Source organism: Rariglobus hedericola, assembly GCF_007559335.1.
In the GTDB taxonomy this organism is placed as follows: domain Bacteria; phylum Verrucomicrobiota; class Verrucomicrobiia; order Opitutales; family Opitutaceae; genus Rariglobus; species Rariglobus hedericola.
On record NZ_VMBG01000002.1, the window covers coordinates 938,361 to 964,935 of the forward strand.

At 58.3% G+C, this 26,575-nt stretch carries 18 protein-coding genes and 1 pseudogene; 11 read left to right on the forward strand and 8 right to left on the reverse strand.

Annotated elements, in window-relative coordinates:
* Positions 1 to 89 precede the first annotated feature (89 nt).
* On the reverse strand, positions 90 to 812 hold the full coding sequence (locus FPL22_RS14360; protein ID WP_144353678.1) for a VC0807 family protein: 723 nt from the start codon (positions 810 to 812) through the stop codon (positions 90 to 92).
* Positions 813 to 910: 98 nt separating this feature from the next.
* On the opposite strand from FPL22_RS14360, the gene FPL22_RS14365 reads away from it, so the two are divergent.
* The 5 genes from FPL22_RS14365 to dprA all read left to right on the forward strand — a co-directional run bounded on the left by FPL22_RS14365 (position 911) and on the right by dprA (position 6,481).
* Positions 911 to 1,660 carry a pyridoxine 5'-phosphate synthase gene (locus FPL22_RS14365; protein WP_144353679.1) on the forward strand — a complete coding sequence of 250 codons (750 nt, stop codon included), beginning with the start codon at positions 911 to 913 and terminating at the stop codon, positions 1,658 to 1,660.
* Positions 1,661 to 1,698: 38 nt separating this feature from the next.
* Positions 1,699 to 2,079, forward strand: a complete 381-nt coding sequence (gene acpS, locus FPL22_RS14370; RefSeq protein ID WP_343160876.1) for a holo-ACP synthase — start codon at positions 1,699 to 1,701, stop codon at positions 2,077 to 2,079.
* A gap of 11 nt (positions 2,080 to 2,090) precedes the next feature.
* On the forward strand, positions 2,091 to 3,554 hold the full coding sequence (locus FPL22_RS14375) for an NAD(P)H-hydrate dehydratase (RefSeq protein ID WP_144353681.1): 1,464 nt from the start codon (positions 2,091 to 2,093) through the stop codon (positions 3,552 to 3,554).
* Between the two features lie 66 nt (positions 3,555 to 3,620).
* On the forward strand, positions 3,621 to 5,339 hold the full coding sequence (ligA, locus tag FPL22_RS14380; RefSeq protein WP_238991448.1) for an NAD-dependent DNA ligase LigA: 1,719 nt from the start codon (positions 3,621 to 3,623) through the stop codon (positions 5,337 to 5,339).
* A gap of 14 nt (positions 5,340 to 5,353) precedes the next feature.
* A complete protein-coding gene (dprA, locus tag FPL22_RS14385; RefSeq protein ID WP_144353683.1) occupies positions 5,354 to 6,481 on the forward strand; it encodes a DNA-processing protein DprA in 1,128 nt (375 codons plus the stop codon).
* Here the strand turns inward: dprA and FPL22_RS14390 are convergent.
* From FPL22_RS14390 to FPL22_RS14415, 6 genes and pseudogenes are all read right to left on the reverse strand, one after another.
* Positions 6,482 to 7,198, reverse strand: a pseudogene (locus FPL22_RS14390) (hypothetical protein); the annotation flags it as partial.
* A 24-nt stretch (positions 7,199 to 7,222) separates the two neighbouring features.
* A complete protein-coding gene (locus FPL22_RS14395) occupies positions 7,223 to 8,542 on the reverse strand; it encodes a S8/S53 family peptidase (protein ID WP_144353685.1) in 1,320 nt (439 codons plus the stop codon).
* Positions 8,543 to 8,569: 27 nt separating this feature from the next.
* Entirely contained in the window at positions 8,570 to 8,911 is a 342-nt protein-coding gene (locus FPL22_RS14400) for a histidine triad nucleotide-binding protein (protein ID WP_144353686.1), read from the reverse strand.
* 51 nt (positions 8,912 to 8,962) lie between these two features.
* On the reverse strand, positions 8,963 to 9,469 hold the full coding sequence (locus FPL22_RS14405; RefSeq protein WP_144353687.1) for a hypothetical protein: 507 nt from the start codon (positions 9,467 to 9,469) through the stop codon (positions 8,963 to 8,965).
* Positions 9,469 to 9,936, reverse strand: a complete 468-nt coding sequence (nrdR, locus tag FPL22_RS14410) for a transcriptional regulator NrdR (RefSeq protein WP_144353688.1) — start codon at positions 9,934 to 9,936, stop codon at positions 9,469 to 9,471. Before nrdR ends, FPL22_RS14405 begins: the two co-directional genes overlap by 1 nt.
* Positions 9,937 to 9,943: 7 nt before the next feature.
* A complete protein-coding gene (locus tag FPL22_RS14415; RefSeq protein WP_144353970.1) occupies positions 9,944 to 10,510 on the reverse strand; it encodes an anthranilate synthase component II in 567 nt (188 codons plus the stop codon).
* A 69-nt stretch (positions 10,511 to 10,579) separates the two neighbouring features.
* Here FPL22_RS14415 and tgt point away from each other — a divergent pair, with 69 nt between their 5' ends.
* On the forward strand, positions 10,580 to 11,716 hold the full coding sequence (gene tgt / locus FPL22_RS14420) for a tRNA guanosine(34) transglycosylase Tgt (protein WP_144353689.1): 1,137 nt from the start codon (positions 10,580 to 10,582) through the stop codon (positions 11,714 to 11,716).
* A gap of 66 nt (positions 11,717 to 11,782) precedes the next feature.
* Positions 11,783 to 12,712: a UDP-glucuronic acid decarboxylase family protein gene (locus FPL22_RS14425; protein ID WP_144353690.1), complete on the forward strand. Its 930-nt coding sequence runs from the start codon at positions 11,783 to 11,785 to the stop codon at positions 12,710 to 12,712.
* Positions 12,713 to 12,824: 112 nt separating this feature from the next.
* Here FPL22_RS14425 and FPL22_RS14430 read toward each other — a convergent pair whose 3' ends face one another.
* Positions 12,825 to 14,708, reverse strand: a complete 1,884-nt coding sequence (locus tag FPL22_RS14430) for a substrate-binding domain-containing protein (RefSeq protein WP_144353691.1) — start codon at positions 14,706 to 14,708, stop codon at positions 12,825 to 12,827.
* Positions 14,709 to 15,104: 396 nt separating this feature from the next.
* On the opposite strand from FPL22_RS14430, the gene FPL22_RS14435 reads away from it, so the two are divergent.
* From FPL22_RS14435 to FPL22_RS14450, 4 genes are all read left to right on the forward strand, one after another.
* The gene (locus FPL22_RS14435; RefSeq protein ID WP_144353692.1) at positions 15,105 to 17,504 is read left to right on the forward strand and encodes a glycoside hydrolase family 94 protein; all 2,400 of its coding nucleotides are present in this window, start codon (positions 15,105 to 15,107) and stop codon (positions 17,502 to 17,504) included.
* Positions 17,505 to 17,527: 23 nt separating this feature from the next.
* Positions 17,528 to 18,499, forward strand: a complete 972-nt coding sequence (locus FPL22_RS14440) for a polysaccharide deacetylase family protein (RefSeq protein WP_144353693.1) — start codon at positions 17,528 to 17,530, stop codon at positions 18,497 to 18,499.
* A 46-nt stretch (positions 18,500 to 18,545) separates the two neighbouring features.
* Positions 18,546 to 19,931, forward strand: coding sequence for a glycosyl hydrolase family 28 protein (locus FPL22_RS14445; protein WP_144353694.1), 1,386 nt, complete (start codon positions 18,546 to 18,548; stop codon positions 19,929 to 19,931).
* A gap of 219 nt (positions 19,932 to 20,150) precedes the next feature.
* Positions 20,151 to 26,564, forward strand: coding sequence for an autotransporter-associated beta strand repeat-containing protein (locus FPL22_RS14450; RefSeq protein WP_144353695.1), 6,414 nt, complete (start codon positions 20,151 to 20,153; stop codon positions 26,562 to 26,564).
* The last annotated feature ends 11 nt before the right edge of the window (positions 26,565 to 26,575 follow it).

Consider the following 26,575-nt stretch of genomic DNA (forward strand, 5'->3'; position numbering starts at 1 on the left):
CGCAGGTTTTCGCCGGGGCGTGACCTTCGCTGACGTCTACAAAAAAGCCGGACGAAAATCGTCCGGCTTTTTTGTGTCTGAAGGGAGACTCAGGCTTTCTTGGTTTTGGGCTTTTCGGGCGGTGTTTTGAAAATGGCGTCGAGCTCCAGGCCGGTGAGTTTTTTGATACCGCTCAGTAATCGCCAGAGGGCGAACATCATCATCGCCATGCTGGGGATCACGATGACCGGCCAGCTGAGGAAGTGCATCTTGCCGAGCTCGGCATTGAACTCCGCAGTGCCCGCGGGGCTTTTCAACAGGTAGCGGGCGAGCCCGAAGTTGAGCGCGGCACTTACCAGAAACGACAGCGAGAGCAGGCAGCTCGCATTGAACAGCAGCCGGTCGAAGTCCTTGCGGTTACCTTTGAGGTTGAGGGCCGTGTCGACGCGTTCCACGTCGATCACCTGTTCGTTGTAGAGCATGGTGCGCACGAGCGGCGTCTTGGTCTTCAAGGATAAGAGCACTGCAATGCCGATCACGGTGGGCACGGCGGCTTCCTTGATGGCGAAGCCCATTCCGCCGATATGCATGAGCGCGAGTCCGCCGGTGAGCAGCACGCTCACGAAGCCGATGATCGAAATAAAATTGGCCTTCTTGCGCTCGAGAAAATCCCAGACGCCATAACCCAGCGGGAAGGCGAGGGCGACGACGAGTCCGACGACCGGCCCGAGCAGCGTGTCCTTGCTGAGCTTGGAAAGCACCAGCGTGGGAATGAGAATGTTGAAAACCAGGTTGAGCAGCAGGTTTTCCTTCTTGGGGGCGGGCGTGGCCATAAAGGCCAACCAATCCGGAACTCGTGGATGCAGGAAGAAAATTCAGGTCATATTCCTGATTTCCTGATTTCCTCATTCGTGCTTTATTACCGCATCCCATGATTCTTCTCGGCGTCAATATCGACCACTGTGCCACCGTCCGGCAGGCGCGTTACCGGGGTTATGACCAGACGGCTCCCGGTCCCGTGGAGCCCGATCCTGTTGCGTTGGCCGTGCTGGCCGAACGCGCCGGCGCGGATGGCATCACCATCCACTTGCGCGAGGATCGCCGGCACATTCAGGAGCACGATGTCTGGCGGCTGAAGGCTGCGTCCAAGACACGTATCAACCTCGAGATGGCGTGCACGCCGTGGATGATCGACTTCGCATTGAAAGTGAAACCCGCCTCGGTGTGCGTGGTTCCGGAGAGTCGCGAGGAGATTTCCACCGAGGGTGGTCTGGATGTCGTCGCACGCCGCGCCCAGGTCAAAGCCTGCGTTGATGCGATGAATGCCGCTGGAATTATCACGAGCCTCTTCATCGATGCGGACGCCGCGCAGATTGATTTGAGCGCCGAACTCGGTGCGCCGTGGATTGAGCTGCACACCGGTGCGTGGGCCAATGTCTGGCACACGCCTCGCCGTGCTGAGGAGTTTGCCCGTTTGCGTGACGGCGCGTTGCGCGCACACGCCGCCGGAGTCGTGGTCAATGCGGGGCACGGTATCAATTACGACAACGTGGCGGAGATCCGCACGCTGCCGCACGTTCACGAGCTCAACATCGGCCACACGATCATCAGTCGTGCGTTGACCACGGGTATTGATGAAGCGGTCCGTGAAATGAAAAAGCGCATGAATCCCGCCACATGAGCGAAGCACGCATCATCACGTTGCCGCCTGGGGGCATGCTGCTCGGCCTCGGTTCCGATCTTATCGACGTCGATCGCATCGCGGGTGTGTTGGAGCGACAGGGCGACCGGTTTCTCAACCGCGTATTCACCGATGAGGAGCGCGCGTATTGCTTCAGCATGAAGTATCCGCACAAGCACCTCGCGGCGCGTTTTGCCGCGAAGGAAGCCGTGTCCAAGGCGTTCACGACGGGCATCGGTGCGGAGCTTGGGTGGAAGTCGATTTCAGTTTATCACGGCAGCCGCCACGAACCGCTGGTGCGACTCGATGAAAAAGGTGAAGGGCTGCTCAAGCAGGTCGGCGGCACGAGTGTGCTGCTAACGCTTTCGCACACGGACACGGCGGCAATGGCGGTTGCGGCGATCGTGAAAGCGGTCTGAGTCTTTCAGTCATGAACGCCGCGCACCCGATCCTCACCTGCGCTGAAGCGAAAGAATTCGAGGCGACGCTTTTTGCGGGCAACGAAGTGGCGGAGTGGGCTGCGATGCAGCAGGCCGGACGTGCGGTGGCGGACGCGATTCTGAAAGACTTTGAAGAGATCTGTGGGTTTCCCAATGAGGGCACGGTGTTGGTGCTCGCGGGAAAAGGTCACAATGCGGGCGATGCGATGATCGCCGCGCAGCGGATAGTTGAGCGGTATCCGCTGACCTGTGTGGAAGTGGTTTTTTTATTGGGGGAACGCACGCTGCGTCCGCTGGCTCAACGCGCGTGGCGCGATCTTCAGCCGACTGCTGCCAAGCGCACTGCGGCCAAGATGCGCTCCTACGACGTCGTGATTGACGGTGTGTTTGGTTTCCAATTTCGCGCGCCATTGGATGAGTCGGTGGCCAAGGTGCTGCACGATGTAAATGAGCTGCCGGTGCGCCTGCGCGCAGCGGTGGATTTACCGAGCGGACTTGATGAGGCGGATGCCTTCCGTGCCGATTTCACCTATGCGACTGGTATCGTGAAAACACCGCTTCTCACGCTACCCAACGCCGGCCGCCTACGTTACCTCGATCTCGGTTTTTTCCAGATAGGCGGAAAATCCGTTTGTAACTTAATAAGTGACAAACTCGATCGAGTGCTCACGTCCGAGGTGCTCGATCCGTTGCGTGGGTTGAGAGCGTCGCGGTCGGATAAACGCACTTACGGGCATCTTTTTATTGTGGGCGGTTCGCGCGGTTATCCGGGTGCGGTGTTGATGAGCGTGCTGGCGGCTTTGCACAGCGGCGCGGGGTTGGTCACGGCGTTTGTGCCGGAGTCTCTGGTCGCGGCGTTTGCCGCGCGGGCACCCGAGGCCATGTGGGTTGGCTGGCCGGAGACGCCCGAAGGCGGACTCGCACTCGAAGGCAGCCATCTGCTGCGGGCCAGGATCGCACGGGCGACGGCGTTGTTGATCGGTCCGGGACTCGGTCGTGAAGCGGAGACGATGGCTTTGGTGAAAGATATCGTAGGGCAATCATCGGTGCCGTTGGTGATCGATGCGGATGCATTGCAACCGGACATCGTCGCGGCGGGAACCGCTCCGCGTATCTTGACTCCTCATGCCGGGGAGTTCGCGCGCATCGAACGTGCGATCACGAAGGAGGCCATCACGATTAAAAAAGATCCGGTGACGTGTATTCACTCCGGCACGACACGGTATCATGGTTTCTTTGGCGGTCCGGTGCTGGCGAGGGGAGGCAGTGGTGATATCTTGGCAGGGCTTACGGGTGGACTGCTGGCCCAGGCTCCGGCGGATTTGACGGGAGCTGCGGCGCGCGCGGTGGTCTGGCACGGAATGGCGGCTGATCATCTGGCGCGAACGCATGGCCAGGTGGCGGTCACCATCACACAATTAATCGATTTTTTGCCGGCAGTTTTGCGATCATGATGCGTTAACTTGCTTAAGTGGCGTGCAATCTGCATATGCAGGGTAATGGCAATTTCATTGAGCGGGGTGATCAGGCGCTGGTTTCTCACGCTGGCTTTGCTGGTGGTCCTGATAGGATTGGGAAGTCAGGGACTCTCGGCGGCTGACTCGAACGAGCGGTTGATTTGGTTGCGGGCAGAGATCGCGCGGCACGATGAGCTGTATTTTAAGAAGGCGGCACCGGAGATCACTGATTCCGAATACGACACGTTGAAACGTGAATTGCGGACGCTCGAAAAAACGCAGCAACCCGTGATGGGTGATGATCGCAGCGGTGACTTTGCGACGCAGCGCCATCGACAGCCGATGCTCAGTTTGGAGAAGGCCTACACCGCGGAGGAGTTGCGGACGTTCATCAATAAAGCCGAGCGCACACTGCGGCGCGAGGACGTCGTCTGGGTGATCGAGCCTAAGTTTGACGGACTGGCTATCAGCGTGACCTACGAAGGCGGAAACTTGGTGCGCGCGGTGACGCGTGGTAATGGGCTTGAGGGCGATGATGTGACCGCGAATGTGCTGACGATCACGGCAATCCCGCGTCAGTTGCCGGCCGGTGCTCCCGCTGTGGTCGAAGTGCGGGGCGAGGTGTTTATCGATTACGCAGAATTTGCGCGGATCAATGTGGAGCGGGACGCTGCGGGGGAGGAGTCGTTCGCGCATCCGCGGAATCTTGCAGCAGGGACATTAAAATCGAAGGACCCCGCAGAAGTCGGCAAGCGCCGGTTGAGCGCGGTGTTTTATGGTTTGGGTGTGTGGGAAGGAGCGGAGAAACCACCGGCCACGCAGCAGGCCTTGCATGCACGGTTCAAGGCGTGGGGATTGCCGGGAGTTGATAAAGTTACGGTGGTGAAAGAAGCCGCAGTCTGGTCTGCGGTGGAGGAGTTCGGTCGTGAACGATCACGGCTCAGTTATCCGACCGATGGAGTGGTGGTGAAAATCGATTCACGATCAGAGCAACTTGAATTGGGCGCGGGCGAGGATGCGCCGCGTTGGGCGGTTGCCTATAAATTTGCACCCGAGCGGGTCGCGACACGATTGAAGGCGATCACGTTGCAGGTGGGGCGCACGGGAGCGATCACGCCCGTGGCGGAGTTGGATCCGGTGAAGATCGGCGGCACCACGATTACGCGGGCGACGTTGCACAATCTGGAGGAGATCAAGCGACGTGATCTGCGCGTCGGAGATTTTGTCTATGTGGAAAAAGCCGGTGAAATCATTCCGGCAATTGTCGGCGTAGATTTGGAACTTAGAGGCAGTGAGGTGAAGTCGTATGTGTTACCAGAAAAGTGTCCGGAGTGCGGCGTGGCTTTCGTGCGTGAAGGCACGTCGGTGCGATGTGCGAATAATGAGTGCGGGGCGCAGGTGCGGAGACGGATTGAGTATTTTGCTTCTCCATCGGGCGTGGGTATCGGCGGACTGGGGCCGGCGCTGATTGATACGCTCGTGGCGAAAAAGAAACTGACCGGCGTGGCGGATATTTACCGGTTGCGAAGTGAAGACGGCGTGTCGGCGCGCGTGCTGGCTGAGATCGAGAAGAGCCGGCGCGTGGATCTGGCGCGATTGATTGGTGCGATGGGGTTGCCCGGTGTCGGAAAGAAGGGGGCGACGGCGCTTGCGGTTCGTTACCGGACCTTGGATGAATTGGTGCAGGCTGAAGAGTTGAGCGAGGAGTCGCGAACGCTGCTGAAGGACTTGATGGCGGCGGGAGTGACTTCATCGGTGCCGGGCGTGCTGGAGAAAAAATAACCCCAATAATGATTATGAATGCAGGTGAGCTTACCGAACGGCAGGCGTTTTTGGTGTTGAATGCGCTGCCGAATATCGGGCCGATCACGCTGACTCGCTTGCTGGCGGAACTGGGTGATGATCCGCGCGCGGTGTTTGCGGCGGGCGCCCAACGGCTGGAGGAAGTGCGCGGGGTCGGACCGGCGATCAGCGGGACGATTGCGGGTTGGGCCGAGCATTTTGATCTGGCGCGCGAAGAGGAGCGGATGGCGCAGGCCGACACGGATTTTGTGACGCAGCGGGACGGGTATTATCCGCGGTTGTTGCGCGAGATTGATAGTGCGCCCATCGGTTTATATCGAAAGGGGCCTTATGATTTTTCGCAGCCGAGCGTGGCGATTGTCGGCAGCCGGCGGACGACGCTTTACGGTCAAAGCGTGGCCAAAAAGCTGGGTGCGGATCTGGCGCGAATGGGGTTCTGCGTGGTGAGCGGACTGGCGCGCGGCATCGATACGGCGGCGCATGAAGGTGCGTTATCGGTGGGAGGAAAAACGGCGGCGGTGCTGGGTAACGGAATCGACATCATATATCCGGCCGAAAACTTGAATCTTTACCGGCAGATTGCGGAAACGGGAGCGGTGTTGTCGGAGTTCCCGTTTACCCGACGCGCGGACAAGCAATCGTTCGCTATGCGCAATCGCATCGTGGCGGGCATCTGCGATGCGGTCGTCGTGGTAGAGAGTGACGTGGCGGGTGGTTCGATGATCACGGCGCGTTTCGCGGGAGAGCAGGGGCGGTTGATTTTTGCGGTGCCGGGGCGTATCGATCAGGCGACGAGCGCGGGGTGCCATCAATTGATTCGTGATGGGGCGACGTTGCTGACGGGCGTGGACGATATTTTGAGCGAGTTGAACTATCTCGATGGACTGCGACCGTCGGCGATTCCGGAAAAGACCACGGGCGGCACGGCTTTGGCTGCTTCGAATCTTACCGCTGAAGAACAGAAGGTTTACGCGTGTTTCTCGGGTGGTGCGATGGTTTCGATTGATGCGATTACCGGACAAACCGGTCTGCCCACGTCTCAATTATCCGCGACATTGATGATGCTGGAGCTCAAGCGACTCATCGTGAAACGGGCAGATGGAACCTTCGAAGCGCGATAATCAGAGACGGGTCACACGCAGGCGCAAAAACTGGCGGGGCATCGACGACTGCGGGTTGAGCGATCTTTCCGTCACGGTGGTGGTGCCATCGCCGTTTTCGCTGGTCGTGTAGGTTGCGGTTACGGTTGGCCCCGAGCTCCATGTCTGAAGATCGCCAGACCATTCTACGATGTAGGTGACATCGGGGATGGCGGTGGGGCGTTGGTAGGTGAGCGTGAGGTGGTTGTCGGCGAGAGTGACGACGGGCGTATGTTGGACGGCATCGGCTGATTTGGGCTCTGCGTTGAGCGCATATTCCAGGAGGTTGGGTTGTCCGTCGGAGTCGGGATCAGCGGCAGGGCCACTGATGGCATCGTTGGTGAGTTCTTCGGTGCTGAAACGTGAGAAACGCCAGTGATCGTAGGGCTTGTCCTGAATAGTGATGTCGGCGTGCGCAGGGGTGCCGGCTGATAACGAATAGTCGTTGGAGACGAGCAACGTGACGGTGCGGTCGCCTTGGGCCAGGGAGTCGGCGATCGGGGTGATCGTGATGGTGCCGGTCGAGCTACCGGCGGGTATCAACAACGTCGATGGAGGTGTATTGTAGTGAATACCGGATACGGCAGTTCCGCTCCAGTTGAGGGGAACCAGCAGGGGAGACGAGGTTGGTCCCGTGCGCGTGATCGTGAAGAGGCCGGTGGAGCCGTCGATTTCCTTGGTGATGGATGTCGTGGCGGCGACGGTGACCGTGGGTGAGGTGCGTCAGGCGAGCGCGTAGTTGGTGGAAGAGCCGGCGGCGGACGTGACTTGAAGTGCGTAACGGCCCGGGGCGAGCGTGGCTTGATAAATGTGCTCTACGTTGTCGACGGTGCTGAGGCTGGCGTCGAGTTGAGTGCCCAGGGTGAAGGTGCCGGATGAAACCTCGTATAGTTTAAGATCAAGGTTGGCTAAAGTGGGCACGTAAAAAGAGCCGGAAAAAAAGGTAAGAGGACGATGCCACGTGAGGGCGGCGGAAAAGCGGGTCGATGCGGTTCCGGCGGGAACGTCAAAGTAGTAGGTGCGACTGGCTGAGGTTGTAGAGTTACTGACAGTGGTAACGTTCCAGCCGGTGTCTGCCACGGTGGTGGTCTCGGACGCGCTTTGTTTGCCGCCCATCAGAATGCGGTAGGAGAGCAGGACGTTCAGCGCGCCTGCACCGTAAACGGCATCGTAGGGTTTGGCGGTATCTTCGCGGCTCCATGAACTGAGCGGCTCTTTGGCGGCACCGGCGAGAAGGAGTGCTTTGGTGAGGCGGGGATAATCGGCCGTGAGGAGAGATGCAGAGTAAGTGTTGCGGAGTTTTTCCGAGATCAAGCCGGCGGCGCTCGCGACTTGGGGCGTGGAAAAACTGGTTACTCCTTCGAAGGCGACGAGGTCGGGTTTCATGCGTCCAGCGCCATCGTAAGCCGTGAGGCCGGCGCTGTGGTTGCCGTTGACGAGACCAACGGAGAGCGAGTGGTAACCTTGTCCGAGCAGATCAGGGAGGATGGTGCTCGCGCCGTTGTTCATGCCCACGACACTGGTGAAGCCGTCGCGATTGATAGCGAAGTCGAGGCGTTGGTTGACGTTGCTGATGCTCGGATTGTTTCCGCTGAGGGATCCTATCCAACTGTGGTTTTGCACGCGGCGGGTTTCCGGCAGCGGTGCGCTGGCCGTGCCGTAGTTCAGGAAGTCGGCATTAAGCCAGCCGTTGGCACTGTAGGAATCGATGGCTGTGGTGCCTGCGATCAGGCTGGTGTAGCCACCGTAAAAGTAAGCACCCACCGTCGTGGCGTGGCCGGAGAGTCCCGTGGTGGGGCTTTTTACGGTCAGGGTTTTTCCGCTGAACTCGGGGTGGGTGAAGTCAGGCTGGTAAAAGTTGCCATTAGCATCACCGGCCTCCGCCTGCGTGATTCCATCTGCCACGGAGGTGGGCACGCCACCGGTGAACGTTTGCTGCAGCCGAGTGTAGCCGACGTCATCTTTCCAATCGGCGCGGAGCGAAAGCGCGGAAAAGGCCGCGAAAACCAAGAAGGATAAAAAGCGTGTGCGAAAGGGGTTCACGCCTGGGGAATGAAAAAGGAGACCGGCTCAACCGGGAGGCCAGGTGAGTTGGCGCTTGGCAAGAAGGTGGACGTGTAGATGGGGAACGGTTTCGCAGGCATCGGGACCGTGGTTGATGACGAGCCGGAAGCCCTTGGGGATACCGATTTTTTTTGCCACGATACCGGCCGTGACCAGCAGATGTCCTAGCACGGCTTCGTCGGAGTCTGTGGCTTCTCCCACCCGCGGGATCACCGACTTGGGGATGATCAGCAGGTGAACGGGTGCGGCGGGGGCGATGTCGTGGATGACGATGCAGCGGTCGTCCTCATACTCAATTTTGGCGGGGATTTCGCGGTCGATGATGCGTTGGAAAAGGGTCTTCGACATGGGACGGAGTTAAACGCAAAGACGCGAAGGCGCAAAGTTCGGAATATGATCTTACAAAAACAACAGCCGGAGATCCGCGCTGGGAGCAGTGCGGGCGGCGGTGAGGTCGCGGATGTAGGCGAGGGCGTCCTCGTATTCGCGCTGGCGACGCGGGGTGGCGCGTTTCTCGGGCGGCATGAGGGCGGGGCGCAGGTTGGTGACGAGTAGCGTGGATTCGCGGAAGGGCGTGAGGCGCTTTAACCCCGTCATCAGCTCGGCTCGTGCAAACAGCGGCGTGGCCGAGGTCAGCGTGCTCAGCGCGTCCCAATGGAAAAAGCCGTGGCGCGGTTGGCCGGAGAACAGGCTTTCAAGCAGGCGGGCGGCTGAGGCGTTGAAGGCGACGTCGTATTTGACGGCGAACTCGGGGTGCTCGGCGGTTTGTTTCTCCAGTTCGCCTAGACTGAAGGCGATGGCTTCTTTGATTTGCTCGGCCAGATAGAGGTCGTGGCCGGTGACATGCGCGAAGAGCGCGTTGATGAAATGCAGGCGACGGAGGTCGTCGCGGGCGGGGGCGGCCATCAGTCGTGAGACGGCACCTTTTTATCCAGCCCGTTTATCTCGTGCATGAATTCGGAGACGTCGCGGAATTCCTTATACACGCTGGCGAAGCGCACGTAGGCGACCTCGTCGATCTTGCGGAGGCGCTGCATGACGGCGTCGCCGATGGCGCGGGAAGGAATGTCGGTGTCGTATTGGGCTTCGAGTGCGTCGATCACGTCCTCGATCAACATGCTGATCTGCTCGGCATCGACGGGGCGTTTCTGGCACGCTGCTTGGGCCGAACGCACCAGCTTTTCGCGGTCGAAATCCTCGCGGCGTCCATCGCGTTTGATGACGACAATACCTTCGCGCACGATGAACTCGGTGGTGCTGTAGCGATGGCTGCACTCAAGGCACTCGCGACGACGGCGGATGGAACTACCCTCCTTGCTGATGCGGGAGTCGATGACCTTGTCCTCGATGGAAGTGCACTTGGGGCAACGCATGGTGGGGTCAGTTCAGTTTGAGAAAGTTTTCGAGGATCTTCATGCCGCCCTCGGTCGCGATGGACTCGGGGTGGAATTGCACGCCCCAGATGGGGAGCTCGCGATGGCGCAGGCCCATGACTTCACCTTCCTTGGTCTCGGCGGTGATTTCCAAGGAAGCCGGGAATGTGGAGCGCTCGACGAGCAGGGAGTGATAGCGAGTGGCGGCAAAACCCTGAGGCAGGCCTTTGAAGACGTCGGTATCCTTATGGAGAATGGGGGATGTCTTGCCGTGCATCAGACGGTCGGCGCGAACGACGTTTCCGCCGAAGTAGTGGCCGATGGACTGATGGCCGAGGCAGACGCCGAGGATGGGTTTTTTGCCGGCAAAAGCGCCGATCATGTCGAGCGAGACGCCAGCCTCCACGGGGGAGCAAGGGCCGGGGGAAATGAGCACGCGGTCGGGGTTGAGGGCGAGCGCTTCGGCGGGCGTGATCTCGTCATTGCGAAACACGCGTTGCTCCACGCCCAATTGACCGAAGTATTGGACGAGGTTGAAAGTGAACGAATCGTAGTTGTCGATGACGAGCAGCACGGCGGATGTAAGTAACCTACTATCCTCGCGGGTTGACACTTGGGTCAAGCATGGCGGTAGGTTTGGGAGATGCCCGACCATTTCCAACTTTTGAAGACCGACACGGCGACCGCAGCCCGACGCGGCCGGTTGCAGACCCGGCACGGTGTGATCGAGACGCCTATCTTCATGCCGGTGGGCACCCAAGGCACGGTCAAGTCTCTCACGCCCGCGCACCTGCGCGAAATCGGGTCTCAGATCATTCTCGGGAATACCTATCACCTCAACCTGCGTCCAACGAGTGAGTTGATCAAAGAGCTGGGCGGCCTCCACGCATTCATGGGCTGGAGCGGACCGATCCTCACGGACAGCGGCGGCTTTCAGGTCTTTTCCTTGGCGAAGCTTCGAAAGATGCACGACGACGGCGTGGAGTTTCAGTCGCACCTGGATGGCAAAAAACTGTTTCTCGGCCCGCGCGAGGTCATGACGATCCAGCAAAATCTCGGCAGCGATATCGCGATGGTGATCGACGAATGTCCGCCTTGGCCTTGCGACCGTGACGCGACGGCCGAGGCCTGCGCGCGTTCTCTGCGTTGGGCGGTGAAGTGCAAGGAGATCGCCACGGACAACGGCTTTCTGGCGGCCGGTCACCATGTCTTCGCGATCGTGCAGGGTTCGACTTACGACGACCTGCGACGCGAAGCGGCCGAGTCGCTCGCGGCCTTGGACTTTCCCGGTTATGCGGTGGGCGGAGTGAGCGTGGGCGAGCCGGAGCCCGAGATGTTGAAACAGGTGGGCGCCACCACGCCGTTCATGCCGGTGGACAAACCGCGCTACACGATGGGCCTCGGGACGCCGCCGCAGTTGCTCAAGATGGTTGCGCTCGGCGTGGACATGTTCGACTGCGTGCTGCCTTCGCGCGTGGCCCGCAACGGCCTCGTCTTCACGCCCGACGGACCGATGAATTTGAAGAACGAAAAGTATCGCGCGGATCCGCGGCCGATCAGCGAGGAGATCAATAACTACACGACGCAGTTTTCCCGCGCTTATCTGCGCCACCTGACCGTCGCCGGCGAGATCCTGGCCTGCACGTTGTGCACGCTGCATAACCTGCATTTCTACCTCGATCTGATGGCGCAGGCCCGCGCGCACATCGAGGCGGGCGATTATGGGACATGGTATCGCGCCTGGGTGGAACGTTACGAAACGGGTGCGGCCGCCCGGTAATCACTGGCGCGGTTGCGCCAGTTTGGTTTCGACTTAGGTGCGGCCAACTTATCGACTGTCGCCATCATGCGTATTCTCGTGACTGGCGGCGCCGGCTTTTTGGGATCTCATCTCTGCGATCGTCTGCTCAAAGACGGCAACGATGTCATCTGTCTCGATAATTTTTTCACCGGCCGGAAGAGCAACATCGCGCATCTTCACGGGCGCCCCGACTTCGAACTCGTGCGCCACGATGTGATCGATCCCTTCAAGTTCGAGGTGGACCAGATCTACAATCTCGCCTGCCCGGCCTCGCCTCCGCACTACCAGTTCAACCCGATCAAAACCACCAAGACCTCGGTCATGGGTGCGATCAACGCCCTCGGTCTCGCCAAGCGCGTGCGGGCGCGCGTGTTTCAGGCGAGCACCTCGGAAGTTTACGGCGATCCTAGCGTGCATCCGCAGCCCGAAAGCTATTGGGGCAATGTGAACCCGATCGGTAAACGCTCGTGTTACGATGAAGGCAAGCGCGTCGCCGAGACGTTGTTCTTCGATTATCACCGCGAGAACAAAGTCGATATCCGCATCGTCCGTATTTTTAACACCTACGGCCCGCGCATGCATCCGAACGACGGCCGCGTCGTTTCCAACTTCATCGTGCAGGCGCTCAAGGGCGAAGATATCACCATTTACGGCGACGGGTTGCAGACGCGTTCGTTCTGCTACGTGGACGATTTGATCGAGGGCTTCGTGCGCCTGATGAACCAGACCGAGACCGTCGGCCCGATCAACATCGGCAATCCCGGTGAATTCACGATGCTGCAACTGGCCGAGCTCACCCTCAAACTCGTGGGCGGAAAATCGAAGATCGTTTATCGTCCGTTGCCTTCCGACGACCCGAAACAACGCCGCCCCGATATCACGCTCGCGCAAAAATACCTGAACAACTGGTCGCCCAACGTTCAGCTTGAAGAAGGCCTGAAGCGCACCATCGCCTACTTTAAAACACAGGTTTGAACGAACGGGCTGGTGGGGCGGCGGCCGGTGGTTTTATTCTGTATCTATAAATTAAATACAGAATGTCGGGTGTGCGGATTGGCCGCGTGCGCGGCAGGGTTGGGGCAGTGGACTAAGGTTTCAGCACCGTCACGGCGAGCACGCCGAGAGTCGTGGAAAGCGTGGCGTCGACGGACACTTCGAGGCTGTCGACGATCTTGTCGGGCGACGGATTGATCCATTCGAGCGTGTAGAGATAGACGTGTCTCGGCAGATGGCCGGCCTCCTCGCTTTCCATGATAGGCGCCATGCGTGCGCCAGGGAAATCCATGTGCGGGAAATCGGGCCACCAGTCCTGAATGTTGGGAGTGACGGCGTCGGTGGTCTGTTGCGAGGGGTTGTAGTCGGGCGGTGGCTGACCGAGGGAAACCAGCGGCACATTTCCGAGGCAGGTCTTGCGATTGAGGAAACGGTAACGGGCGAAGGGATGCAGAAATTTCGCGTAACCGCAGCCGTGGAGGATGTAGACGGCACGGACTTTTTGTTTGATCGGGATGATCAATGTGTCGGGCAATTTTTGAGAGTTCCCCGTGGTGTTGACCGCCGAGTGGAAAACAATGGCTCCGCAATCCGAGCGGCGCGGGCCGCCAAGGATGTTAAACGGCACGCCATGGATTTCGTGAGGGCCGGGGGGGAATTGTTTGAGCGGCAGATCGCCGAGCCAGCCGCGGCGAAAGTTGAGCGGACGGTTTACAAGCGTTCCCAGATCAATCGGCGCGAAACGCGGGCGTTCGGACAATGATGCTTTTGCTGCCAGCGGGTAGGCCATGCGCAGGCAGGATTCGAGTGCGCGTGCGATCTCGGCGGGAGGCTGGAGTTTTCGGCTGGCCGTGTGTGACGCGATCGAGGGGTCTTCCTTTGGTTCAGGAGATGTATCGTTGAGGACTGCCGGGGGCCGAGTGGAGTTGCGTGCTATGAACTGCGACTGGATGAGCACGGAGCAGGGTGGGGGCAGGATACCTAGATTTTTTTTCTTTCGGGTCGCGCGCTGGGCCAGATTGAAAGCGGTTTCCTGCAAGAGTGCCACGTCGATGGTCAGGCTGGTGACCGGAATTGTGGCGTGTGCCGGAGATTTAGAGGCGCCGATAAACAGGAGCGACAACTCGGCGGGCACGCGCCGTCCTTTCTGGTGTAACTGTTCCTGCAGCAACTGGACGTTGTAATCCAATCCGGAGAACACGATCAAAGCGGTGATTTCCCTCCATGAGTTGACCAGCAGATCGGCGACCTCGACGGCTTCCTCTTTCAGGCGCGCATTCGTTTGCAGGTAGATGCGACTGGCGGATTTATTGAGTTGGTTACGCCGGCATATCTGCTCCCAGCCATAAAGCACCTCAATGGCTCCGGGATTGGTGGGCGGTGCGGTGACGAAACCTATTTCGCGATGCCCCAGCTTGAGCAGGTGGTTGATGGCGATTTCCAGATCATGAAGATTGTCACTGTTAACCGAATAAATGGCGGCCGACGACTGGCCGATGCCAACCACCGGTATGCCGTGTTTGAGCAGACGGGCGGCAATCGGTTCCCACAACGATACGGGCGCCACATAGGGCGGATCGAAGATGACGGCCTCGGTGTCGCGGCTATCCAGACGGTCGAGTGCCAAGGCAGCTTCGTCGGCGGATTGCCAGGTGTGCACAACGAGTTTGACGCCCATTTCCTTGGCGACGCGCTTGTAGCTCGGGAGATGAACGGATCGTTGGGCAATCACCAGATGGCAGGTGAGACCGGCGTCGATGCGGGTGCTGGCGGCGACCGTGAGCTTGTAGCCTTCACGCTCGACGCGCCCCTCCGATATGAGACGGGCCATCGCGCGATTGAGTGCGTAGTGTTGAATGCCGAGCTGCACGGCGAGCGCACGTTCTGAAGGCAGGCGGGTGCCGGGTTTTTGGGCGGAAGTATCCAGCCATTCGCGCAGGCGGGTATCGGCTTCGTTAACAAGACGGCCAAAGGACATAGGGGTATAATGTTTAAACAAGGGAGTCGCAGCCGGTGTCAACGCGCGCGAAGGAATTGTTTATGCTATTATGATTTCACGTAGGCGGGCGGCCGGTTGTTCAAACAAATAGATTAAATAATCGAGTTTGGCCGAAAAATTTATCCGCCATGCCGAGGAGTGATGCTTACGGCTTAACGTGAATTCGTGCCGCTTTAAATCGCTGGCTCGACCCTTCACCCCATGCCCCTTTCCCGTCTGCTTATCGCCGGCCTTTTGGCTGCACGTTTCATGCACGTCGCCCATCCCGGTGACTTGCCGGTCGTGTGTGGGGTTTCGGCCTGAAGCTCCAGCGACGGGCTGCCGGACGTCCTTAAGCTCTCAGTAATTTTTATATAACAACACTCAGCCTTCTCGATGAATTACGGACGCTTTGATTCCGCCGCCCATGAATACGTAGTCACCCGTCCCGACACGCCGCGGGCCTGGTCCAACTACCTCGGTTCTCGTCGCTACGGCGGCATCGTGACTAACAATGCCGGCGGTTATTCCTTCACCCGTTCGCCGGCCGAAGGTCGCATCCTCCGTCATCGCTACAACTCCGTTCCGGCGGAGCAACCCGGACGTGTTTTCTATCTGCGCGATCGGGACAGTGCCGATTACTGGTCGTCCGCCTGGCAACCGGTCGCCAAGCCGCTGGACCGCTATCGCACCGAGACACGCTTCGGCCCCGGTTACGCCGATATCACCAGTGATTACGCGGGAATCAAAACAGAGTCGCTCTACTTCATTCCGCTGAATCAGGAATTTGAATACTGGCGTTTACGCGTCACGAACACCGGCACCAAGCCCCGCCGTCTGAGCGTATTTGCCTGTGCCGAGTTCACCACCGAGTGGAACCTGCTCAACGACCTGCTTAATCTTCAATACACCCAATATATCGGCGAGGCCGCCTGGCGTGATGGCTTCATCCGCGCTTCGTCCTGTTCGCGTCTCCCCGAGGATAAAGCCAACTTCGCCAATCGCGACCAATCGCGCTGGTGGTGGATGACTCTCGTCGGCGGCGACATCGCCGGCCACGACTGCGACCGCGATTCCTTTCTCGGTTCTTATCGCAGTTACGACCGGCCGCTTGCAGTCGAACGCGGCACCTGCGGCAACAGTGCCGGTTTTTCTGACAACACCTGTGGCGTCATCCAGAGCGACATCGAGCTTGCGCCCGGTGAAACACGCGAGGTGCTCGTGTTGCTCGGCATCGGTAAAAGCGAACGCGAAGGCCGTGCCACGCGCCGCAAGTTCGGCACCGCCGCCGCGTGCGAAAAGGAATTCACCGCGCTCAAGGCTCATTGGCACGCATTGCTCGAAACGCTCCATGTTGAAACGCCCGATGCCGACTTCGACCACATGACGAACACGTGGGGCGCCTACAACGCGCTCGTGACACTCGAGTGGTCGCGCTCGTGCTCGCTCGTTTACACCGGTGAACACCGCGACGGTTTCGGTTTCCGTGACACCGTGCAGGACATGCTCGGGGTGGTCGCGATGGTGCCGGACATCGTGCGCGAACGCCTCGTGCTCATGCTCTCGGGCCAGGATGCTTCCGGCGGCGCGCAGCCTGATGTGCGTCCGTGGTTGCATGTGCCGGGCCAGATGAAACCGACTCCGCCGGGAAATTATCGCAGCGATGATTGCCTGTGGTTTTTCAATACGATCCCTGCCTACGTCGCCGAGACGGGAGACAGCGCTTTTTATGACGAAGTCGTGCCGTTTGCCGATAAGGGCAAGGCGACTGTCCTCGGTCATCTGCGCCGTGCGCTGGAGTTCAACCTCGCGCGCACCGGTCGCAACGGTCTGCCCTGCGGACTGCTCGCCGACTGGAACGACTGCCTTAAGCTCGGTTATAAGGGCGAGTCCGTCTTCGTCGCGTTCCAAGTGCGTCTCGGTCTTGCGACCTATGCGGAGATCGCCGGTGCGAAAAAACTCACGCGTGAACGCTCTTGGGCACTGGCCGAACTCAAGAAAATCGACCGTGCCATCACTCGAACCTGTTGGGACGGCAAGTGGTTCATCTGGGCCATCGCCGAGGACGGAACGGTTTACGGATCGGCCAAGGCGAAGGAGGGTCGCATTTATTTGAATACGCAGTGCTGGGCGATTCTTTCGGGCTATGCCGACACGAACCAGGCGAAGAGTGCGCTGGCCTCCGTGAAGAAGCTGCTCGCCTCGGACTACGGTGTGGCGATGTGCGCTCCGCCGTTTGCGAAGACTCCGGTCAAGGTCATGCGCGCCGTGCTCTTTAATCCGGGTAACAAGGAAAACGCCGGTATCTTCTCCCACACGCAAAGCTGGGCGGTGCTCGCCGAGATCATGGCCGGGGACGGCGATCAGGCCTATGACTACTACCGCTCCTTCATGCCCTCGGCGCAAAATGATCAGATCGAGAAGCGCGAGATCGAACCGTTCGCGCATTGCCAGAGCACCCACTCGCAGTTCTCGAAAAAGTTTGGCATGTCACGCGTGCCTTGGTTGTCGGGCACCGCGTCCTGGGCGCATTACACGGCGACGAATCACATTCTTGGACTGCGCCCCGAGACCGGCGGCTTGCGCATCGATCCGTGTATTCCGAGCACCTGGCCCGGTTTTAAGGCGCGCCGTCTGTTCCGTGGCCGCGAAGTGCACGTCGAGGTGCGTAATCCGAACGAACTTAATCGCGGCGTCTCTCACCTGCTCGTCGATGGCGAACGCATCGAAGGTAACTTGCTCCCCTTGTCGGCACTCAACGCGGTTACACGTGTGATCGCAGTCATCGGAAATTAAACCCCCAGCTCATCTTTTACCCTATGAAAACATCCGCACTCATTACTTGTCTGGCTCTCGTGCTTAGTCCGTTCGCTGCGTTTGCCGAGACGGGCACCACCCGCATCGCACAATGGAAGGACGACAAGAAAAGCCCCTTCATGCTGATGTTTGACGACGCGTGTCCTTCGCAAGTCGGCAACGCCGTGCCTGAACTTAAGAAACGCGAACTGGCCGCGACATTTTATAATTTTCCAGCGGCCGGTCATTACCAGGGAAACAAAGCGTTTTGGGAAACGACGGTGCCGGCGATCCCCGGATTCGTTTACGGAAACCACACGATCAATCACAAGGGTTTCTCGTCCGTGACTGACGCGGAAAAAGAAATCGCTGATGCAAACGCCACGATCATGCGCCTGTTTCCAGGGAAATCGCCGCGCCTGGTTTCCTATGCTGATCCGGGCGGCGTGAAGAACGCCATCAGCGGCCCCGAGATCGATTCGATCTTGGCCAAGAACAACCTCGTGCGCCGTCCTGAATTCGGCGGGCATGGCGGTGGTATTGCGTATCGCACCGCGAGCGACGTGCTGGCTGCGGTTGACCGTGCGATCGGCAAGGGCACGCAGGAATACATCATCTTCCATGGTGTCGGTGGCGACTGGATCGTTTTCCCGCAAGCGGAGTTCACCCAGCTGCTCGATGGGTTGGTGACTCGTCGCGACTCGCTGTGGATCACCGATACCATTTCGGTCCACAAATATGAAACCGCCCGCGCCAAGGCTCAGGTGAAATTCAAAAACGACGGTCCGGCGCAAATCCGGGTATTACTCACTGCCGATGTGAACCTCGCGCTCTATGACCAGCCGTTGACGCTGATCACGCAGGTGCCTGCCGCTTGGAAAAAATGCCAGGTCGTCCAAGGCACCTCGAAGGTCACGGTTCCCGTTGAAAACGGCGAGGCCCGCTACGATGCGGTGCCCGGCGCGACGATGATCACGCTGACGCCAGCAGGCTGATCCACCGGCTGATCTGTTTAACGTGAAAACTTGTTTACGGGTCGGGGTGCAATCACTGCTCTGGATTTTGGCCTTCGCGTGTGCGGGCGCGAGCAAGGCTGCGGAGAGTTCTGATTTGCCCGGAGATTCTCTGCAGCCGGTGGTGGCGTATCAGCACCCGCGGTCTTTGGCGCGTTCGGCGGTTTATCGTGTCTGGGCCAACGGCCAGCCGGTCGAGGTGTTGCAGGGCGGCAATGCGGATTTCGTTACGTTTGAATCGGACGGACCGGTGGAATTGCGCATCGAAGCGACCGGCCTTATGGCCAAGGCGACCGTGAGACCGCTTTCAAGAGGCGTGGCTTTTGAAATCAATGACCGCGTGATGACCTTCAGGATTGAGAAACCTCAATATCTGGGCGTCTCCGTTCCGGGGCTCATTGATCTCTATATTTACGCCAACGCGATCGAGCGAAACCGGCCGGCGAAATCAGATCCGGGTCTTCACTATTTCGCAGCGGGGCAGGTTTACGAAATCGGTGATTTTAAACTGAAATCGGGCGAGACGTTTTACATCGAAGGCGGCGCGGTCGTGAAAGGAAATCTGCATGCGCCGAAGGCCTCGCACGTGCGCATCGCGGGCCGCGGAATACTGGATGGCAGTTACTACAATTTCGCGAAGAAAGAGGAGAAGCGGTCGATCGTGTTCGAGGAGTCTCAGGGTATTTTGATCGAAGATATCATCATGATTCACCCGTCGTCGTGGATGATTGTGATCGGCGCGAGTCGTGATGCGCACATCCGGCGCGTGAAACAAATCGGCTCAGTCATGTCCACCGACGGAGTGGATATTTGCGGCTCACGTGACGTGCTCATCGAGCAGTGTTTTTTTCGCAACGACGACGACAACATCGCCATCAAATCCATCGCACGAAAAGGTTATCTGCCTTGGGTGGGTAACATTGAAAACGTGACCGTGCGCGACTGCGTTTTCTACAAGGGACAGCCTGGGAATTCCATGGAGATTGGCTTTGAGCTGAGCGCGGACCGCGTGAGCAACATCGTCTTCGAGAACATTGATGTGGTGACCAAGGGTGGGGACGGCGCGGTGTTTGCCATGCACAACAGCGACCGTGCGCTCATTGAGAATGTTCGCTGGGAAAACATTCGAGTCGAAAGTTACTGGGGGAAGTTGATCGACCTCCGGGTTTTCAAGAGCCGCTTTACGAAGGATGAAGAGCGTGGCCAGATTCGAGGTGTGACGTTTAAGAACATCCGCGTGAACCATCCGCCCGGGCACAACGGCTATGTGGTTTCGTTGTTGGGCGGTGCGTCCGCCGACAAACCTGTTCAGGGCGTGGTCATCGAGGATTTGTATTTAGGTGAGACAAAGGTCACCACGATTGAACAACTCGAACTCCTGACCCGGCATTGCGACGAGGTCATCTTCAAGTGAGATTGAGGGCAGTTAATACTGTGAAGTTGCGACGCGGCTATCAAGGAACGCCCTGTTGCAAGCACGCTGCTTTTGGCCGTGTTCCCAAATGTTTAAAACACTTTGTGAAATTTTTCGCTCTGTAGGGGGAATAGCCTATCAACCGCGACCAAGTCGGTTCATTTGAGATTCAGTAAAGTTTTACCCCTGCGGTTCCCCTCCGCTCTTACCCCTGAAATTATGAATGTGAAATTCCGGCTCGTTATTTCTGCGCGCACGCTTCGTGGACGCCTGTCGATGGCCTCAAGCGTATTGGCGTCGATCAGTGGCCTGGCGCTTTTTTCGACCTCGGTTCAAGCCGCGACGTTTACCTATACCGGGAATGGCACGACTGCGGATGTCTGGTCGGCGGGCACGCGTTGGACTGGTGCGGCTGCCCCAAGCAGTGCGACGGATACGACCTTGGTTTTTAGCGGAGCCATTAACGCCAATACGACCACTACAAATGACATAGCCGGACCTTTCTTACTGAATGCGCTGACTTTGAGTGGATCTGGCTCCCAATTTAATAATCGTATTTACACGATTGCGGCCGGGGCCATCGGCAGCCCGTCCTTTACCTTTTCAGTCGATGGTGCCAACGCGCCGGTTATAAATCTCAATTCTAACAATACCGGTCTGGGCACAAATATCAGCTACACGATCGGGGTTAATGGAGCTATTAATGGGGGCTCCCTTGTGGTGCAGGGAAACGGTAATTCCACCTTTAATTATAGTGGCATTTTAAGTGACGGAAACGGTGCAGCGACTCTCACAAAAAACGGCACCTCAACCATTGCTTTAGCCGGCACGAATTCTTACACCGGCGGCACGATCTTAAATGCCGGCGGGTTAAGTCTCAATAATGCGTCGGCATTGGGTAACGGAGGCGCGCTTACCATTAACGGCGGCTCTCTGAGCAACACGAGTGGATCGGCGATCACGTTAAATACCCATGCTGAAAGCTGGAACGGAGATTTCACTTTTGGCGGCAACCAGTATGCCACCACCAGCGCGTTGAACCTAGGCACCGGGGCGGTTACCTTGGGCGGTGATCGCACTCTTACCATCTCTGCCACCAACAACGGGAGCAATGCGCTCACCGTGGGTGGTGTGATTGATGACGGAGTGAACACGTATGGTTTGACCTTGGCCGGAAGTGCCACGGCAGGCACGGGAACCCTCATCTTGAACGGCGCCAATACTTACGGCGGACCGACCACCATCAATGCCGGCGTTCTTCAGTTGGGATCCTTGGCGTCTCTCGGCGGATCGGGTGCGGACACGTTGGTTAATTCCGGAGGCACGCTTTCCACAGCCTATGCTTTGGACGCCGCGACCTTTGCGCGTCTGAATACTCTGTCTTCCGGCACGGTGGCGATGGCCGGCGTCACCAGTAGCACCAATCTGGATTTGACCGGACGCAATGTCAGTCTCGGAGCGAGTGGTGTTTCGGCCAGCACGTATTCGGGAATCCTGACTCCGAACGGAACGACCTATCGTCTTGGCGGCGGGTATGGGACCTTGAATTTTAATTCCCTGTTGAGCGGATCTCGAAACCTGGTTGTGGGTGGCGGTGGAACTCCGGGAACGATTAACCTTGGGGTGGCCGGAACCTACAACGGTGGAACTACAGTGATCGGCGGGGTGGGCACTTCAGCCAGTGTTCTGCAAACGAATCTGACTGGAGCTACGACACCTTTTGGATCGGGAGCTATTTCGCTGAACAACGGTGTTCTCGGTTTCGGCACGGGTCCCACTGCTTTGACCACCGGCCAAAACATGGCGGTCTCCCTCGGAGCCGTTACCTTTCAAGGTCAGAACGAAATTAAGTTGGCCAAGGGATCATCCACACAGCCCCTGCCTGTTTCGGTTACGATTGATTCATTGAACCGCACGAACGGTGTTTTGTTTATCACGCCGAGCGCGGGGGCCAATCTGGGTGTCAGTGAAAAGGTGTTTGTGACCAATCCCGGGTCGATCTCGCTGACCCCGGTCAATGGCATGATTACGGGGACTGTTATTGATGGGACGAACAAGACGTTTCTGACCTATGGAGCCAATGGTTTTGTGGATGCAGCGACTACCGGGACGTATGGATCGAATAATATTGTCGGTCTTAGTGCAGACCCGGCCACGACTGTCAGGGCCTATGCTTTGCGCATTACGACCACGCCTCTCTCAAGCAGTGACAACTTCATAATTGGTGCGGGCGGATTTATCGCAAACACCGGCATGAATAATGCCGTCGGAACTTTGAACTTTGGCTCGAACCATGCCTTGATGGGCTTTTTTGGTGTCAGCGGTGACGGCAACGGTCTGGCGATTAATAGCACGGGGGGAGCGACTTTTTACGGAGTGGGCACCAGGCTTGTGGGCGCCAATCTGAATATCAGCGGAGGGATCAATTTTGCCGGTGGCACTTGGACGCTGAACAGCCAGCCGACGGGTAATGAAAGTTTCCAAACCACGAACCCGAATGCGGTGACTATTTCCCGAGGGGCCACAGTTACTAATTCTCAAGGCTCGAAGTTCACCCTGGCCAGCCTCTCGGGAGACGGCCTTCTGACGAGTAACACGAACGACGGCGGCGGCAGTGTCTTTCAGGTTACCATCAACGGCCTCAACGATACGGGAACGACGACCTTTTCGGGTGGGATCACCGATGCTTTTCAGTCCACCCTGAATATCATTAAAACCGGCGTAAACACGCAGGTCTTGAGCGGTGTGAACACCTATCGTGGCGGCACGACAGTAAATGCTGGAACACTCAAGGGGACGCAGACCAGCGGCACGCCGTTCGGAACGGGTAATGTCACGCTTGGCGGAGGTAAGCTCAGCATCGCTCCTTACGGTAGCGGAGCGAACGTCGCGGTGAGCGGCGCAAATGCGGTGGCCGGGTCCACATTCATCTTCAATGCGAATTCCCAGCTGAATTTGGACAAGGGCGCCAACACCAGCCTTACCTACACGGCGGGCAATAGCGCAGCAGCAGCTAACAGCGTGCTGGTTCGCGGAACCAACGGCACTTTGATCATCACTCCGGCCAGCGGGACGGCGGCTCTCGGCACTGCGACCGGTGAGAAGTTCATCGTAAACGGTGGCGTCGCCACCACCAACGGTATCGCGAGTGCTGCGATCATTGGACAGGATTCCAACGCGAACAAGGACGGCACGTTCCTAGCTTACAATGCGACCAACGGTTTCACAGCTGCGGGCGTTTACACCGACACGGACTTCGGGTCACCTTCATTTGCTAACGTTGAAGATGTGACCACCGCAGGGTTTGCTCTTCCTGGTTCTACAAAGGTGTTTGCCTTGAGGAATGCCGGCGTGCTTTCGATTGGCACTGGTAATACGCTCACGATCGGTGACGCTTCATCCTTGCCGGGTGGCGTGATTTTAAATGGTGGCTCGATCAACGGTGGCACGCTGGCCTTTGATGCATTACTGGGAGCTAATGTGCCGGGTGTGATTTATTCGAATCTCGTGGGTGGCAGCATCAGCAGCGTGATCACCGGCACCGCTGGCGTTTCTATTGTCGGTCCAGGAGTGACCACCCTTTCGGGTGTCAACACCTACACCACGACTACGCAGGTCAACGACTCCACCCTGAGCATCAGCAGCAATGCCAATCTGGGTAACACGGCTAATTCGGTGGGACTCAATGGAGGCACGCTGCAAAGCACCGCGACCCTAAATCTCGGCACCCGTGCCGTAGCTTTGAACGCCGGTCAGAATTCCCTCGGGGGCACATTTGACGTGGCCACTGGCACGGATTTGACGGTGGGCGGGGTTATCTCCAGTCCCAGCGCGGGGCTCGTTACGGGAGTGGGAGCACTCTACAAGAAAGGCGCAGGAAATCTTAAGCTTTCTGGCGCCAATACGTTTACTGGATTTACTTCGGTTTCTGAAGGCACGTTGACTCTGTCGAACAGCTTGGCGTTGCAATATAGCACTTTGACCTCGGGAGGAATTATTTTTGACTCTTCGGTAGGTTCACATGCCTTCACCATTGGAGCTTTGAGTGGAAGTGGTAATTTGAACCTGATGGATAATGCTAGCAACGCGGTGACATTATCCGTTGGTAATCTGGGCACATACTGGAATGGTGCTGCGACTGTTTCCACCCCTGATGCGGGCAAGGCCACTACCTATTCTGGCGTGCTGAGCGGCACGGGTTCGTTGGTGAAAATTGGTCCAGGCACCCTGATGCTCGATGGAGAAAGCACCTATACTGGTCAGACCAAGATTCAGGCGGGCACTCTGACGGTTTCTTCCTTGAACAGTGTGGTGGGCGGAACTTCCAGTAGCAGTCTGGGCGCTCCGGTCACGATGGGTAATGGAACAATCGGCATTGGAGCCACGACCTCCGCAGGAACTTTGTCTTACACTGGTTCAGGAGAAACCACTGATCGCGTTGTAGACCTCGCTGGAACCACGGGTGGGGCCGCGATATCCGCTAACGGAACCGGCGCCCTTGTCTTCAGCAGTAATTTAACCGCGACCGGTGTTGGCGCGAAAACCCTGACCCTCAGCGGAAGCAGCGAGTCGACTATCGATAACCGCATTCAGGGTGCGATCGTTGACAGCAGCAGTGGAGCAACCGCTGTGACTAAGAGCGGAGCCAACACTTGGCTGCTGGCCGGTAATAATAGTTACACTGGTGCTACCATTGTAGGCGCGGCCGGCACCCTTAAATTAGGTGCGTCGGGCAGTAGCGGCAACGGTCCTCTCGGCACCGTGGCGGCTGGAACAACGGTCAATTCCGGCGGCACGCTGGATCTAAACGGCTTTACACTCACTAACGCGGAAGCCCTTACCCTGAACGGTAACGGGGTCTCGAGCGGCACCTCCACGGCTGGTGCGTTGCGCAACAGCAGTGCGACGGGAGTGAACTATAGCGGGTTGCTGACATTGGGATCCGCCAGCAAAATTGTGGCCAACGGTAACATCAATCTTACGAACGCCGGCACGATCACGGGTGCCACGTTTGGTCTGACTCTGGACGGAATAGCTACCGGCAGCAGTGTGACCAGTATCATCGGAACCACTACTGGCGGTGTGACCAAGGCTGGACTCGGAACCTGGACACTGTCCGGTGCGAACACCTACACTGGCACGACTGCGGTGAGCGGTGGCACCTTAGTGCTAAATGCTAATACCGGCAGTCTGGCCGCAAGCGCACTCACTTTTAACGGTAACGGCGGCACCTTTAACTACGACAATACCAGCTCAAGCGGCGTCAAGGCCCAGAACCTTGGTGCGCTGGCCTTCAGCGCTGGTCAAGGCACGGTGTTGTCCACCTTAGGCGGGGCCACCAGCAGCACGCTGACATTTGCCTCGCTGACTGCTCGCACTGCCGGTGCCACTGGCAATTTTGTAACCACTGGCGGCACGAACGGCGTAAGCAACATCATCAAGTTCACTTCGGGGCCGACTGCGGGAACGCTCATCGACAAAGGAGTGTTTTATAACGGTTCCAACTATGCGGCTTATGATAGCACTGGTTTTGTGAGGGCTTATGGTGTTGGTGACACCGGCTACCTTGTGGCTCCGACAGGCGCGACGATTGGTGCATCGACCATCTCCAACAACGTGAGTGTGACGGGCGATATCACTGCGCAGACGACTGCGACGGCCAACACGATCAACCTCAACGCGAACAGCCTCACGATGTCTGCCGTGGGCCAAGTGCTAAGCACCAACGGTATTCTCTCCAGCGGCAACAGCAACGCCACGCTTGGTGGCACAGGCGGCATCTTGCAGTCTGGCGCCTCGGGCGCTGAATTGGTGGTGCGCGTCAATGGTAGCAGCGATCAGCTGACGATTGGTTCGATTGTTCGAAACAATACGAATCCCAGCGCTTTCACCAAGTCGGGCTCAGGCACGCTGGTGCTCACTGGACTCAATACCTACACCGGTGCGACGGCGATTAACGCGGGCACACTCATGATTGGAGGAGCGGGTAACCTCGGTGGCGGCGCCTATGCGGGCGCGATTGCGAATAACAGCACGTTTGCCTACAACAGCTCCGTTTCTCAAACGCTGTCGGGTGCAATTACCGGCATCGGTTCCGTGGTCAAGAATGGCTCTGGCATTCTGACGCTTTCCGGTGCGAACACCTACAGCGGCGGAACCTCAATCGGTGCTGGCACCTTGGTTTATACCAACAGCTTCACGATGAGCGGAGCTAACTCGATCAGCGTGGCGGCGACCGGCGTGGCCGGCACGAACTACGCTACGGTGACGAGCACCGCCGGTGCGCTCACGTTTGGCGGCACCTTGGGAATCAACATCACGGCTTCTCTCACGGGTGGTGAAACCTTCAATCTGTTCACCGCCACCACGGGTTCGCTGGCTGGCGACTTCGGCACCACGGCGGGCAACGTCAGTATCACGGGCGGCTATCTCGCCTCTCTCACGAATAACGGTTCGGGTATCTGGACCGGAACAGACACCAACGGCAGCGGACTCAGCTTCACCTTTGCCGCGTCGGGCATCAACGCGGGCATGCTCTCGGTTTCCGCCATTCCCGAGCCCTCCGCTTATGTCGCACTCGCGGGTGCGCTTGTTCTGGCGAGCGCCCTGTGCTCGCGCCGGCGTCGGGCCTGAAAAGATTGCAT